Annotated in this window: 12 protein-coding genes; 2 read left to right on the top strand and 10 right to left on the bottom strand. The window is 63.6% G+C overall.

Annotated elements, in window-relative coordinates; all coding sequences use genetic code 11:
- The first annotated feature begins 9 nt into the window (after positions 1-9).
- Positions 10-402, top strand: a complete 393-nt coding sequence (locus MU551_RS04440) for a sterol carrier family protein (RefSeq protein WP_247040959.1) — start codon at positions 10-12, stop codon at positions 400-402.
- A gap of 43 nt (positions 403-445) precedes the next feature.
- On the opposite strand, the gene MU551_RS04435 is transcribed toward MU551_RS04440, so the two are convergent.
- The 6 genes from MU551_RS04435 to MU551_RS04410 are packed head-to-tail and all read right to left on the bottom strand — an operon-like array spanning position 446 to position 6,284.
- On the bottom strand, positions 446-949 hold the full coding sequence (locus tag MU551_RS04435) for a flavin reductase family protein (protein ID WP_247040957.1): 504 nt from the start codon (positions 947-949) through the stop codon (positions 446-448).
- Entirely contained in the window at positions 949-2,379 is a 1,431-nt protein-coding gene (locus MU551_RS04430) for an LLM class flavin-dependent oxidoreductase (protein WP_281506864.1), read from the bottom strand. Before MU551_RS04430 ends, MU551_RS04435 begins: the two co-directional genes overlap by 1 nt.
- Positions 2,376-3,350, bottom strand: a complete 975-nt coding sequence (locus MU551_RS04425) for a TauD/TfdA dioxygenase family protein (RefSeq protein WP_247040954.1) — start codon at positions 3,348-3,350, stop codon at positions 2,376-2,378. Before MU551_RS04425 ends, MU551_RS04430 begins: the two co-directional genes overlap by 4 nt.
- Before the next feature lie 32 nt (positions 3,351-3,382).
- On the bottom strand, positions 3,383-4,324 hold the full coding sequence (locus MU551_RS04420) for an ABC transporter permease (protein ID WP_247040952.1): 942 nt from the start codon (positions 4,322-4,324) through the stop codon (positions 3,383-3,385).
- The gene (locus MU551_RS04415) at positions 4,324-5,244 is read right to left on the bottom strand and encodes an ABC transporter ATP-binding protein (RefSeq protein ID WP_247040949.1); all 921 of its coding nucleotides are present in this window, start codon (positions 5,242-5,244) and stop codon (positions 4,324-4,326) included. The genes MU551_RS04420 and MU551_RS04415 overlap by 1 nt, the downstream gene beginning before the upstream one ends.
- Positions 5,241-6,284 (bottom strand): ABC transporter substrate-binding protein, encoded by a 1,044-nt coding sequence (locus MU551_RS04410; protein WP_247040948.1) that lies wholly within the window; start codon positions 6,282-6,284, stop codon positions 5,241-5,243. The genes MU551_RS04415 and MU551_RS04410 overlap by 4 nt, the downstream gene beginning before the upstream one ends.
- Before the next feature lie 436 nt (positions 6,285-6,720).
- Here MU551_RS04410 and nboR point away from each other — a divergent pair, with 436 nt between their 5' ends.
- On the top strand, positions 6,721-7,377 hold the full coding sequence (gene nboR / locus MU551_RS04405) for a nicotine blue oxidoreductase (RefSeq protein WP_247040946.1): 657 nt from the start codon (positions 6,721-6,723) through the stop codon (positions 7,375-7,377).
- 20 nt (positions 7,378-7,397) lie between these two features.
- Here the strand turns inward: nboR and MU551_RS04400 are convergent, their stop codons facing one another.
- The 4 genes from MU551_RS04400 to MU551_RS04385 form a co-directional block, all read right to left on the bottom strand.
- Positions 7,398-8,381: an aldo/keto reductase gene (locus MU551_RS04400; protein ID WP_247040944.1), complete on the bottom strand. Its 984-nt coding sequence runs from the start codon at positions 8,379-8,381 to the stop codon at positions 7,398-7,400.
- A 103-nt stretch (positions 8,382-8,484) separates the two neighbouring features.
- On the bottom strand, positions 8,485-10,092 hold the full coding sequence (locus MU551_RS04395; protein ID WP_247040938.1) for an HNH endonuclease signature motif containing protein: 1,608 nt from the start codon (positions 10,090-10,092) through the stop codon (positions 8,485-8,487).
- 635 nt (positions 10,093-10,727) lie between these two features.
- Positions 10,728-10,943 carry a DUF6855 family protein gene (locus tag MU551_RS04390; RefSeq protein ID WP_247040936.1) on the bottom strand — a complete coding sequence of 72 codons (216 nt, stop codon included), beginning with the start codon at positions 10,941-10,943 and terminating at the stop codon, positions 10,728-10,730.
- Between the two features lie 598 nt (positions 10,944-11,541).
- The gene (locus tag MU551_RS04385) at positions 11,542-14,361 is read right to left on the bottom strand and encodes a molybdopterin-dependent oxidoreductase (RefSeq protein ID WP_247041120.1); all 2,820 of its coding nucleotides are present in this window, start codon (positions 14,359-14,361) and stop codon (positions 11,542-11,544) included.
- Positions 14,362-14,363: the final 2 nt, after the last annotated feature.

Here is a 14,363-nt window from a genome sequence, read left to right as displayed (position 1 = left end):
AGCCCAGACATGGCTGTATCCCGGCGACGAATTCCGCTGGACGAGGGCCGTGCGGCACTTGCCGCCTGGCTGGAAGCCAGCGCGCCGTCATCGGACTCTAACGACTCCCCTGCCGCAGTACCCCGGACAGTAACAGCGACTGCGGTGAGGTACACGCTTGAGGAGGTCACCGCCCGCGCTCCCGGAAACTCCGTCGAGGTGCGGGTTCCACCCTTTGGCGTCACCCAGTGCGTGGAAGGGCCCCGCCACACGCGCGGCACTCCCCCCAACGTGATCGAGTGCGACGCCGCCACCTGGCTGGCCATGGTTACCGGACAGTTGAGCTGGGCCGAGGCGGTAGCAGGCGGCCGTGTGATGGCTTCCGGGCTGCGGGCCGACCTCTCAGCGCTGCTACCGCTCTAACCCTTCCGGGGTGGCTGTTTGCGTGGCCCCTCAGTCAACCCCCTCAGGCGAAGCTTGGGACCCGAAGACCGTGGAAGGCTGATCCATGGAAAATCAGTGGATCAACGCTGTTGGCCCTGGTTTCATAGCCGTGAACCCTCAGCAACGCCACGGTGTGGTCGCCGGCAGCGGTTTCACTTTCCAGCGAGCAATCGAGCCACAGCCCTGCGTCGTCGAGGAAAACCGCTCCGGTTGCAGTGCTAGTCACCGCAACCCCGGAAAAGCGGTCCCCCGATCTTGATGCAATTTGCCGGCACACGTCGCCCTGCCCCGAGGCCAGTACAGAAACACCGATCCTGTCCCTTCTCCGCAGCAGCGGCCAGGTGAGCGACGAGTTTTGGGCTGCAAACAACACGAGCGGAGGGTCCAGGGACACGCCCACGGTGAAGGTCGAGGCCACGATCCCTTCGGGCGCCCCGTCCACGAACCCGCAAAGGGCCGCCACACCGGAGGGATACTGGCCAAAGACCGTGCGCAACACGCTGGGTTCCAGATCGTCCCTGAGCATCAGCTGACTCCTCCCACCGGTTGAAGGGTAACCACCGGAATCGCTTGCGGCTCCTGGTCCTGCAGCGCCTGCTGGAGCTGCTGGTCTTGCTGGTTCAGCAGGCGCCCGGATTCAAAGACGTTCGTTGGCCGCGGGAGACCGTAGTGCTCACGCAGGGTGCTGCCGCTGTAGGCCTTCCTGAACAGTCCCCGCTTTCGAAGGATGGGGATGACGTGATCCACGAACAGCTCCAGTCCGGATGGCAGCACTGGCGGCATGATGTTGAAGCCGTCAGCGGCGCCGCCCTCAAACCAGCCTTGGATGGCATCGGCAACCTGCTCAGGCGTTCCCGAAAACGTCCGGTGGCCACGGCCCCCGCCGAGCCTGCCGATGAGTTGCCGCACCGTGAGGTGTTCCCGCCTGGCGAGGTCCACGATCAGGGTGTATCTGCTCTTGGCGCCCTCGATCTGGTCCTCATCCGGCAGATCCTCCGGAAGCTGTGCGTCCAACGGCAACGACTCCGGCGCTACGCGCAGCAGACCCGCCAGCTGGTTCCTGGCATGCAACGGGTGGATCAGCTCGTCCAGTTCCTGCTCCACCTGCCGGGCCTTCGACTCGGTGGACGCTATAACCGGGACGATTCCCGGCAGCACCTTGATGGATTCCGGATCCCGGCCGACGGCGGCAGTCCTGGCCTTCAGATCCGCGTAGAAACGCTGGGCGTCCCCCAGCGTCTGCTGCGCCGTGAAAACGGCCTCTGCGTAACGTGCAGCGAACTCCTTTCCGTCCTCTGAAGACCCAGCCTGCACGATCAGCGGATGTCCCTGCGCCGATCGGGGCACATCGAGCGGCCCTTGGATCCGGAAGTTGCGGCCGGCGTGGTTCACCCGGTGCACCCGCGAGCTGTCCGCCCAGGTTCCGGCAGCCTTGTCCCCCACCGGCGCGTCGTCCTCCCAACTGTCCCAAAGCTTCTTCGCCACGTCGAGGAACTCGGCGGCACGTTCATAACGGCGCCCGTGAGCCGGCTGGTCCAGAAGCGAGAAGTTCCGGGCCGCTGCCTCCCCTGCCGTGGTAACGACGTTCCAGCCTGCCCTGCCGCCGCTGATGTGATCAAGGGAGGCGAAGCGCCTGGCCAGGTTGTAGGGATCGTTGTAGGTGGTGGAGGCCGTTGCGATCAGGCCGATCTTCGAAGTGACAGCCGCAATCGCGGCCAGCAGCACAGTCGGTTCCAGCGAGCCGTACGGCCGCTGGCCCACATCCCCGTGAAGCACCGGAGAATCGGCGAAGAAAATGGAGTCAAAGGCTCCCCGTTCCGCCGTGGCGGCCAGCTGCTGGAAGTGGGCAATCTCTGTTCCTGCGAAAGCGTTGCTTTCCGGGAGACGCCACGAGGCTTCATGATGCCCCGTGCTCATGAGGAACGCGTTGAGGTGAAGCTGCCGCCCGCCGCTCATTCGGTGGCCCCGAAACTAATGGCCCCGAAGCCGCTGCCTCCGGCGGTGTGTCCCAAAACAACGGTCTCGGAGTAAGTCGAGGAATCGCCCTTGATCGGCGAACTGCGGCGGCCGTCGATGCCCTGCGGAATGTCTCCTCCAATGGTGACGCGGTTGAGCTGCCGCGGCTGGCCGTCATAGTTGTCCGGGGCGTAGTGCTGGGTGATCCGGTTGTCGAAGAGAACCAGCTGGTCCGGCTCCCAGTTGACCCGGACCACGTTCTCCGGCCGAGTCACATAGGACTGCAGGAGCCGCAGGATATCCCGGGACTCGGTATTGGACAGGCCTACGATCCGCAGCCGCTGCGCAAAGCCTCCGATGAAGAGTCCGCGCTCGCCGGTCAACGGGTGGACGCGCACTACAGGGTGTGCCGTCTCGAAGTGGATGCGGGTGAATTCCTTCCGCCGCTCACTGGCGTTCTCATGCTCCAGGTTCTTCGGGACAGAGTAGTCATAGTCGTTGGTGTGGATGGCCCACAGGGTGTCCGCGAAATTGCGCAGTTCGTCCGGGAGGTCGCGGTAGGCGGCCGCGGCGGAGGCGATCAGGGTCTCTCCGCCGTAGGCCGGAAGGGTGATGCTTCGCAGGGTGGAGGCCTGCGGCGGGTTCACCACGAACGTCACGTCCGTGTGCCAGGTGTTGGCGCTGCCGTTTTCACTGTCTACCGGCAGCACGGCGGGCTTTCCGGCGACGGATGCCACGGTGGGGTGCGCCTGGGTGAGGGGACCGAACCTGCTGGCAAAGCGGACCTGAGTGTCGTCGTCGTGCACGTTTGCCTGACGGAACACCAGGGCCTTGTGCTCGTTCAGCGCTTCCCGGATCTGGTCAATAACACCCTGACGGAGGTCCTGGCTGAGGTCCAGGCCGCGGATCTCAGCGCCGATTCGGGCGCCCAGCTTGCGGAACTCGAGCTTGGTTTCGGAGATGGTGGTCATAATCTTGCTCCTTCAGTATTCGAGATGGTCGCTTACAGCGATTGGGATCCGACGGCGGTGCGCCAGCCGGAGAAATGACGTTCGACGGCGACCAGCAGGTAGTTGACCAGCAGGCCAAGCAGCGACACGGTGAGGATCCCGGCATACATGTCAGGGATCAGGAAACTGCTTTGCGAATTGACGATCAGGTACCCAAGGCCGGCCTTGGCCCCCACCATTTCCGCCGCGATCAGGACGAGGATGGAGGACGTGCCGGCCATCCGGATACCCGTGAAAATGGTGGGCACGGCTGATGGAAGGATGACCTTCTGGAACAGCTGGAAGTTCGACAGGCCCAGTGACCGTGCCGCACGGATCAGCAGGGGGTCCACCGTCCTTACACCGGCGATGGTGTTGAGCAGCACCGGGAAGAAGGCCGCGTAGGCCACAATGCTGATCTTTGAGGTCTCGCCGATTCCCAGCAACAGCGTGAACACGGGCAGCAGGGCCAAAGCGGCCGTGTTGCGGAAAACTTCCAGCAACGGGTTCAGGAAGCGGTCAAGGGCGCGGTACCAGGCCACCAAAAGTCCCAGGGCCACGGCCGCCACCACAGCGATGCCAAAACCGCTCGCCGACCGGGTGAGGCTGGCGGCCAGGTGGTTCTGCAGTTGGCCCTTGGCGATGAGCGCCCCCAGGGCCGCGAGCACTTCATGCAGCGGCGGCAGGAACACTCTGGTCGACGGCGGGGCCAGGTACAGGGGGCCGAGTTCCCACAGCAGAAGGAACAGCAGGATGGCGCCGGAGCCCCACACGATCCTGCCCGTCCTCCGGGCACCCGCCCGGAAGAGGGAGGCCCTTCCGGACCCGACCTTGGTGATCTGCCGCTGGGTTGTGTCTTCGACGGCTGTTTCAGCTGCAGCGGCATCGGCGGGCTGTGGTGTGGTTGCCGTTGTGCTGGCGGTGACTTGGCCTGGGGTCAGTGTTGACGTGGTCATTATGCTGCCTTTCCTGCTCCGGCGAGGCGGGTTTCGTCGGGTGCCGAGCCGTCCGGCTGGATTTTGGCATGGCCGGCTTCCTGCGCCCGGCGGACTTCACCGTGCAGTAGGGACCAGACCTTGTGGCGGTGCTCGACGAACGTTGCGTTGGAGCGGACGTCACCCCCACCCGTCCGGTCTCCCAGATTGATATCGACGATCTCCTTGAGCCTGCCCGGCCTGGAACTGAGCACGGCCACCCGTTGGCCCAGGTAGACGGCCTCATCGATTCCGTGGGTGATGAAGATGATGGTCTTTCCGGTGGAGCTCCAGATCCTCAGCAGTTCTTCCTGGAGTTGCTCACGAGTCTGCGCGTCAAGGGCTGCGAAGGGTTCATCCATCAGCAGGATGTCCGGCTCATAGGCAAGGCTCCGGGCGATAGCCACCCGTTGCTTCATGCCTCCGGAGAGTTCGTGGGGGTAACGGTCCTCGAAGCCGGACAAGCCAACGAGGTCCAGGTAGTGACGCGCCTTTTCCGCCCGTTCCTTACGGCTGAGCCTGTTGGTTCGTCCGTCGCCCCGGTTTCCGGATCCTTCCAGTCCGAATGAGACGTTGGAGGAAGCTGTCCGCCAGGGGAAGAGAGCGTACTGCTGGAAAACGACTGCGCGGTCCTTTCCCGGCCCAGTGACCTCCTTTCCGTCCACAAGGATCTTTCCGGTGTCTGGTTTCGTCAGCCCCGCCAACAGGTCAAGCAGTGTGGTCTTGCCTGATCCGCTCGGGCCTACCAGCGTCAGGAACTCGCCGGCTGCAACGTCCAGGGTGATACCTTCAAGGGCGGTCAGGGTGGAGCCTTCGGGGTTTTCCTTAGTGGGCCGGACTGCGAACTGCTTGCCCACGTTCTGAAGGCTGATTTTCGGTGGCTGGCTGGTCTCGACGCTCACTGGGCATTTCCTTTCAGCAGATCGTTGAATTCATTGGTGTAGTACTTGGAGGGCGTGATGTCGGTGGTGACGATCCCGGTGTCCTTCAACCAGGCGGACCACTTGCTGAAGTCTTCGTCGGTGATGGCACCCTTGGCGGGCACACCCACGCTCTTCCAGTACTTCAAGGTTTCGGTGCTTTCGGAGCGCTGGCGCGCGTCGATGATCTTCTTGAACCGGGCAATCACTTCCTCACGGGGTGTTTTCCGGAGCCATTCAATGGCCTTGGCTACCCCCGTGGTGAAGATCCTGGTAGTGCCTGGATTTTGCTGGATAAAGTCGTTCCTCAAGACGTACTGGCCGCCAGCGAAGGTGCCGAAAAGCTCGTAGTCGCTGAACAGCGCACGGAGCCCGCCCTTTGCCTTGGCGTTATCCTGCAGCACCCCACTCAGTGATCCCACATCCACCTGGCCGCGACGGACGGCTTCTTCGGTGTCGTTCGGTGGAACAACCACCAGCTGCACCTGGCGGATCTCGTCCTGGCTGAGTCCGTTTTTCTTGAGGTAGGTGTTGATAACGGCGTCGGAGTGCGCACCCAAGGTGTTCACCGCGATCTTCTTGCCGATCAGATCCCTCGGCGTCCGAATGGGGCTGTCCTCGGTGACGTAGAATCCGGTGAACGTTTTTTCATCTTCGCCGTAGTAGTTGATGACCGCTTTCACCGGTGCGCCGGCTTCAATGAGCTTCACTACCGCCCCGGAGAACGCCCCACCGAAGTCCGTTGCCCCCGTGGCTGCAGATTGGATGCTCGCAGGCCCGCTGGTGGAGTTGCCCACCCAGTTCAGCTTGACGTCTTCCAGGTAGCCGAGGTCTGCCGCCAGCTCCGGGAGGACGACGCTGTTGGCTGCGCCTTCATAGCGGAGTTCCTTTACTTCGGAACCGCTTCCGGCCGCTCCAGCCGACGCCAGGCCCCCGCAGCCGGACACCAGCAGCATGGTCGCCACAGCGGCAGTGAGGGCTGTGGCGGAGATAAGTCCTGCGGGTAAGAGGCGGTTTTTCATGACGGATTCTCTCTGGCTTGGATGCGGTCTGTCGTGATGCACATGGACCGGGCTGGCCGGCTTGTGTCACCCATCGAAGCAGAGAAGAACGGGGGCCATAAGGGCCGGATTCATGGAAGGAAACGGGACGTAACGGCGTCGTCTTTTGAACTCATCAACGGAATTCAGCGCGGCGGAAATGGAGGGAAACACTGCGTAAGACGTTTGTCGCAGGGGGACGCTCAGAGCCTTTAGGTCGGCCCGAAAGGGGGCTCTCCGCCGGAGTATGGCACCAAGGCTACGCAGCGTGACTCCGCATGACAGAGGGCACCAACGGCTCAGTAGAGACGGTCTGCAAAAACTTTTTGAGAGCCGCACTGGATTGTTACGCATACCGCAACCTGAATCAGCAGTGACAGCTCCGAACAACCCGAGCATGCGCGCTTAGGGTGGTCCTATGAGCACCCCGAATGGGCCGGACCCCAGCGCGGCAGACTCCAGTGGGATAGTGCGGGCGGATTCCGGGCCCACTGCCGGTGTGCTGTTGGCGGCGGGCTCGGGCTCACGGCTGGGATTGGGGCCCAAGGCTCTTCTCCCCTTCCGCGGCCGGACGCTGGTGGAGGTCCTGGCCGACGTGCTCCGGCAGGGTGGCTGCCACCAAGTGGTGGTAGTTCTGGGTGCCGAAGCATCCCGGGTGCTGGCCACCGTGGATCTGGACCGGCACAAGGTGGTGGTGAACCCGGACTGGCAGTCGGGTATGGGCAGCTCATTCCGGCTTGGCGTGGATTCCGTAGCGCCCTTGGATCATGTTTTGGTTGCCCTCGTGGACCAGCCGGGCCTTACCTCCGATAGCGTGGCGAGGCTGGTCTCTGCCCACCGTCCGGGACGCGTCACCGCCGCTGGATACGGGGAGCCAGGTGGGGCACTAATCCGCCGGCATCCCTTACTGCTTGACGCTTCGCTTAAGGAGGCAGCAGCAAGGTCCGCAAGCGGCGATGCCGGAGCCCGGCTGTTCCTCAAGGCCAACCCAGGGCTGATTGACCTTGTGGACTGCAGCGACCAGTCCGGGGGCGAGGACCTCGACACCCCGGACCAGTTGGACCTGCTGCGATAGGACGGCTTGGCTTGCCAGCGCTACCAGCGCGGGTGGATGGCCTCGCGGAAGTACCGGTTATAGATCTCGTGGACGCCGACGTCGAACGTTGCATCGATGCCGGGGACGTCCGCAGCCTCAGCATTGGCCCGCGCCTGCTCCACGTTGCGGGCACCGGGGATCACAGTGCTTACACCGTCCTGGGCCGCGATCCAGGCAAGAGCAGCCTGGGCGGTGCTGACGCCGTCGGGCACCAGTTCCTCAAACTCCGTTACGGCCTGGAGGCCCCGTTCGTAGTCCACTCCCGAGAAGGTCTCGCCGACGTCGAACGAGTCGCCGGAGCGGTTGTAGTTTCGGTGGTCGTCCTTGGCAAACTGCGTGTCCAGCGTGTACTTGCCGGACAGCAATCCGGACGCGAGGGGCACGCGGGCGATGATGCCCACACCGGCGGCCTGGGCAGCAGGAAGCACGGCGTCGAGCGGCTTGAGGCGGAAGGCGTTCAGGATGATCTGAACGGTCGCGGTTCCCTCGTGGCGCATGGCCTCCAGGGCTTCATCGACGCGTTCCACGCTGACACCGTAATTGCGGATTACCCCTTCAGCCACCAGTGTATCCAGGGCGTCGTAGACTTCAGCGTTGCTGTAGACGGAAGTGGGCGGGCAATGCAACTGGACCAGGTCCAGGCAGTCCGTGCCCAGGTTGCGCCGCGAACGGTCCGTCCACTCCCGGAAGTTGGACAAGTTGTAGTTTTCGGGCAGCTGATCCAGTCGGCGGCCCATCTTGGTTGCCACGGTAATGTCCAGCCCCGGGTTGTCAGCAAGGAAAGAACCGATGGCCTGCTCGCTGCGGCCATCGCCATATACGTCAGCGGTATCGAAGAAGGTGACTCCGGCCTCCACCGATGCTGCGAGGATGGCCTGGGCCTGAGCGGGATCGACGTTGCCCCAGTCGGCCCCGAGCTGCCATGTTCCGAGGCCGATAACGGAGACCTTCTGGCCGGTTTTGCCTAATGTGCGTTGTTCCATAATGCGACTATAGATGCTCCTTCAGGCACAGCTCACCCGAGCTTGCCCTGCGTCCGTTAGCGCTATCACCTCTCGCGTTTGCCGGACTGAACCCGCGTTGGAACTATGCCGGTTGTAGGAGGAACCATTCTGGGAAAGGGTCCACGGGCATAGGCAGGTCCAGGTCCAGGCCTAGATCCAATTCCGGATCCAATTCCAACTCCGGGTCCAGATCCAGATCCGGGTCCAGATCCGGGTCCGGGTTGGGGTCGGGTAAACCGGTGTGGTCGGGCCAGGTGGGTGGTTGCCAGTCTTGTTGTTCGCTGGGGTAGTGCCGGCCTGAGGGTGCGGTCCAGCCGGGTGTTTGGTGTTCGGTGGCTGGGGATGGTGTCCAGGAGGTGCTGTGTTTGAGGTGGTGGTGTTTCCGGCAGGGTTGGCCCAGGTTGCTGATGCCGGTGGTGCCGCCGTGGGCCCAGGCCAGGAGGTGATCGGCTTCGTTATCGAGGGAGTGGTTGCTGCAGCCCGGGAAGGGGCACTTGGCATCGCGCAGACGCAGCCATTGGCGCATGGTTTTGGGGATCCGGTAGCTGGTGCGGCCGATTTCCAGGGGTGCCCCGTCGCGGGGATCGATCAGGACGCGGTGGAAGGAATCGGCCCCGTTGGCGACGAGGTCCCGGGCCATGGATGCCGGGATGGGTCCATACCCGTCCAACATTGCCGGTTCGTCGGTGGCTCCAAGGAGGGAGAGGACGGGGACGGTGACCAGCACTTGGGCCCGGGGAGACGGAACGCCCACCGGGTCCGTAACGTCGGTGTAGCCCGGGGTGCAGGTATCGCCGTCGGCCCTTGGGTTGCTGAGGAGCCAGGTGGCGGCGATGTCGGCGCGGATTTGGGTGAGTGTCCGGCGCTCTGTGGGGCCTTGGAGCGCTCTGGCTGCGGTGGTGGTCCGCTCCCAGATTCCGGCGGCGGTCGCGGCTGGCAGGTAGGCCGAGAGCCATGCCATGCCGTCATGGTCCGGGGTGTATTCCAGCCGCCGGTCCAGGGCACTCTTGCGGTGACGGATTTCAATGCTGTCGGGGTGGTGGCGTTCGCGCCAGGTGCGGGCTTTGGCGCGGAACCTGGATGGGACCAGCTCGCCCATGGGGCAGCCCCGCGCGGTGTCAGGGGAGCCGGGGTCAAGGAAGTGTGTTTCCAGTGCGGCTGCCCCGGCCGGGTCCAGGTTGCTGGTTTCGTCGCACATGATGCGGGCGTGCTGCCACGAAATCGACCCGTGCTGGAGTGCGGTGAGGGTGAGCGGCAGCTGGGTGGTCAGGTGGCGGGAGTGGTCAAGGAGCGCCGCGGCGGTTCGCTCGCTCACGGTGAGGACGCAGGCGAGTTCGGCAATGGTGGACATTTCCTGCGCCGTGGCGTCCTGGGCGGTGGCAGCAGGGGAGGCGATGGACTCCGCCGCTTCGGCGTACTTGGCGGCCAGCTGTACTTTCAGCGCCGCAGTCTTGGCTTCGAACCGGGCGACCTCGGCCAAAGCGTCCAGGCAGGCATCGAGCCGGCGCCGCAACGGATCAATGTCAGGGTTTCTATCAACGTCAAGGCCAGCACTTTGGCCATGGAAACCGGGTTCGATGAGGCGGCCGATAACAGCCACGGACGCAGCAACAGCAGCCAGGGCCCCGGCAGCATCAAGCCCGACGGGGCCCTCTAAAGCCTCCCCGGTCCCAGCTGTCCAAGCCCCCATGCCTTCCATAAGAAAAGCATCTCAGCAGGGTCTGACATTTATTGCTGTGGGCATTTGAATGCAACTCAACACGCCGTCACAGACGGGCTGCTTAAGCAAGAGGTCCGTCACCGAGCCGCTACTCTCAGTAGCCGCGGCGAAAGGCCGGACATAGGCTGGAGTCGGTGGCCCTTTTGCGGTTAACCGTGCTTCGCATGGGAGAGCATCATGCTCAAGTTCCTGCTGTGCAAAACGAATCTGCGCCACCAATGGCATGTCGAAACCTATCCGTGCATCGCCGATCAACGCGCTCATCACGTTGACGGGTGCAATCCTTCGTCCACTCATGGCTGCGTATGGAGGCTCTTAATGCCTTTGATGCGCTCGACGACGAGTTCAGGAGCAAGTCGTAAAACTCCCCGATCTTCCGGCGATCATCAAGGTCCACATCGGACTTTCGGCCGGGTCGGATCTGACGGCTCGACGGGCATTCATCAGCGACGATCCTTGAATGCAATTGACCCAACAGAATGTAACCGGATTCTTGCGCTCTGTGAGCTGATCCTGCCGGATCTGGGCTTCATTCAGCCATACCCAGAGAGATGCCTAAGAACCAGGTTTGAGGGCGCGCACACTGTTGTTGCGCTTTTCGTGTGTCAGCTCTGCAATCCAAGGGCTTCCAAAAGCGGCGGAAGGTACATGCCGAACCGGCCACGGTAGCCCTTCCGCAGGCCGTACCCTCCCACCGGATTGGCGGGGTCCCGTCCCCAGGCTTCGACGCTGCCCACCTGGGCTGGCTTCAATTCATCGGCGGCCCCCAGTGGAACCCAGTCCACCAGGGTCCATGGGTCTTCCCTTGTTCCTTCAGCCATGATGGCCTCCCGCTTCCGATGACGCCCGATGTATGGACAACAGCTATTTCAGACCGTTGGGCCACGTATACGGACCTGCATCGACGTTCGATGATCGGTGCAGGGAACGGACCGGCCTATTTATCGTCGAGGGTTCTCGGCCGTTGTCGAACAGGGAAGTCCATCACCTCCTCGTGGCTCTCTTCGAAGCCAAAAATGAATCCTTCTCCAGCATTCCTTCAGAAATCCTGTGACGAAACTTGGGAACTCTTGACGGTGGACGGCAAGAATCTCGGCACGGGTACACGGGTTCCTGACCGGTTTCTGGGGACGCACCGGCAAGAATCTCGGCACGGGTACACGGGTTCCTGACCGGTTTCTGGGGACGCACCGGCAACAAGGCACCGTAGGCATGTACCTGCTCTCATGGGGGGAGCAGGTACATGCTCTTTTCCGGGATGATACGAACGCGGGAACGAATCGAGGCGCCCTGTGGGGGTACCGTGTTTCGGATGGGAGAGCATCGTGCTCAAGTTCCTGTTGTGCAAGACGAATCTGCGCCACCAATGGCATGTCGAAAGCACCGAGGATGGCGGCCGCTACAGGCGCCGTACCGGAGTTACCGGGGCATGCGCGCTTCCTTCATGCGCAGATACAACAGGTCCCGGCGCATCGGCAACTCGCCGAAGCGGATCCCCGTGGCATTCCTGATGGCGTTGGCAAGGGCCGGAGCAACGGGATTGAAGGGACTCTCGCTCATGGATTTTGCCCCCAGCGGCCCCAGCTTGTCATTCGTGTCGGCAAAGTAGACCTCACTCCGCGGAACGTCCGCAAACGTGGGGATGTGGTACTGCCGAAGAACATCCGTGGTGACCTTCCCGGCATCGTCCACGTGCACTTCCTCATGCAGAGCCGCACCAATGGCCTGCGCTATTCCGCCCTCGATCTGGCCGCGGCACTGCCTCGGGTTGACCACCACACCTGCGTCCGCCGCTTGCACGCTTTGCAGGATGCGCAGCTCACCGGTTCCGGTGTTGACGGCCACCCTGAAGCCGTGCACATTGAAGGCCACAGAGCGCGGTGTCCCGCCCCACTGCCCATCAGCCGAGAGTTCGACGCCGGCCTGGGCAGCGGCGTCGAAAATTTCAGTCAGCGGCACTCTGGTTCCTTCACAGATCACCGAGTCCCCCTCCAGGACGCAGCCTGACGACTGGACCCGACGGATGCCGGCAGCGAAGGCACGGATCCGCACCGCAAGGTCTTCGGCGGCGGCCAGGGTCGCCTTGCCTGCCACCACAGTTCCTGTGGAGCCGAAGGCTCCGGAATCGTGCGGCACCAGGTCCGTGTCCGATTGCCGGATGGTTATGCGGCTGGACGTGGTGGACAGGGCTGTTGCCGCGAGCTGGGCGTGGACGGTTGAGGTTCCATTGCCGAATTCTGCGGTGCCGACGTCGGCGGCATACGTACCGTCCGGAAGGAGCCTGACGACGGAGTGGGCAAAGTGCCCCCGGGGAGGAGCGGTATCGATCATGGAAAGAGCAGATCCCTCGCCAGTGACCCAACCAGGGCCGGCGTCCTCCAGCCCTGCGGCGCGGTACCGTTCACGGCCGCGGTCAAGAGCGCCCCTCACCAGGCGGATGCATTGGTCCAGGCCGTAACTGCCGTAGTGCACGTCCTCCTGGGGCTCCGGATGGGTGGAGAGCATCTGGTCCCCTTCCCGGACCATGTTCCGGCTGCGGAACTCCAGGGGGTCCATTCCGATGCCGATTGCCAGTTCATCCATGCCCGATTCAATGGCGAAGATCATCTGGCTCAGCCCATACCCGCGGAAGGCGCCTGACGGGACTGTGTTGGTGTACACGGCCTGTGCGTCCACCTTCTTGTTGCGGCACTTGTACACGCCCAGGGATTCCCCGCAGCCGTGGAACATGACGCCGGGGGCGTGGTTGCCGTACGCGCCTGTGTTGGTCAGGACCTCCAGTTGCAGGGCTGTCAGTTCCCCTTCCCGGGTGGCTCCGGCCTTGAGGCGGACGGTGAACGGGTGCCTGACAGTGGAGGAGGTGAATTGTTCCGTCCTGGTGAACTCAAGCTGCACCGGCCGCTGCAGCTTCAGGGCCGCGAGCGCCACGATGTCCTCGGTCAGGACTTCCTGTTTGCCGCCGAAGCCTCCTCCCACCCGTCCGGCTACGACCCGCACTTGCTCCTCGGGCAGGCCGAAGACACGCGCCAGGGTACGCCGGGCCAGGAACGGGACCTGGCTGGAGGTGCGGACGGTGAGGCGGCCGTCGTCGTCGGAGGACGCGATGGACGCATGCGTCTCCATGGCTACGTGCTGCACCCGCTGGGTCCGGTACGTATGTTCGTGGATGAAATCGGCCTTGGCGAATCCTGCGGCAACGTCGCCGAGCTCGGAGTGCAGTTCGGCCGCCACGTTCTGAAGCGGACGGGCTATGCGCGAGGTCTCGGCATCCTTATCGCCGTGGAGGACCGGCGCCCCGGGGAGGACGGCGTCCTGCGGTGTGAAGACCGCGTCCAGGACGTCGTACTCGACTTTCAGAGCGCGCGTCCCGGCTTCCGCTGCGCCCACCGAATCGGCGACGACGGCGGCCACCCGCTGCCCGATGAACCTCACCACGTCATCCAGGACACGGGTGTCATCGGGGTCGTCGGTGTAGAGCTCATGCTGGGCGCTGGAGAACAACTGCTCCGGTGAGTCCTCATGGGTGAAGACCGCCACCACGCCCGGGATCTTCAAAGCAGTTGTCGCGTCAATGTTCAGGACCCGGGCGTGGGCATGCGGGGAACGAAGCAGCTTCAGGTGCAGGAGGCCATGCAGTTCCCCGGGCGGGACATCAAGCGCGTACGGGGCGGAACCGGTGACCACTCCGAGGCTGGCGGGTGCGGGAGCGTCATCGCCGAGCTGTCCTGGCCTGGGATCGGGCTGTTCCCGGCCGCCGACACCTGAGGTTTGAGCCCCCGGGTCAGGGTAGCCTTCGTGCCCGCACACCGCATCCTCGATGGAGCGGTATCCCGTACAACGGCACAGGTTGCCTTTGAGGCTGCGGTCCAGGTTCTCTTTTTGTGCCTGGTCAAAGGTGGCCGCCGTCATGATCATCCCTGCCGTGCAGAAGCCGCATTGGAAGCCTTGGCGGTCCAGGAACTGCTGCTGCATGGGATGAAGCCCTGCTTCGGTTGAAGCTCCGTTTGGGGCTCCCGCAAGGCCTTCGATGGTGGTGACTTCTTTTCCCTGGGCCCGGACTGCCGGGTAGATGCAGCTGTGTACGGGGATCCCGTCCACGTGTACTGTGCAGGCGCCGCAATCACCGGCGTCGCAACCCTTTTTCACCCCAAGATTCCCTTGCTCCCGGAGGAAGGTCCTCAGGCATTGGCCCGGCCTTGGCTGGGACTCCGACTGGTTCCCGTTGATCCCGATAACCACAG

Origin of the sequence: Arthrobacter rhizosphaerae (genome assembly GCF_023062595.1) — a bacterium.
Classification (GTDB): Bacteria; Actinomycetota; Actinomycetes; order Actinomycetales; family Micrococcaceae; genus Arthrobacter; species Arthrobacter rhizosphaerae.
The sequence above is the reverse complement of the archived record's forward strand: the minus strand, read 5'-3'. Positions and strand labels throughout refer to the sequence as shown.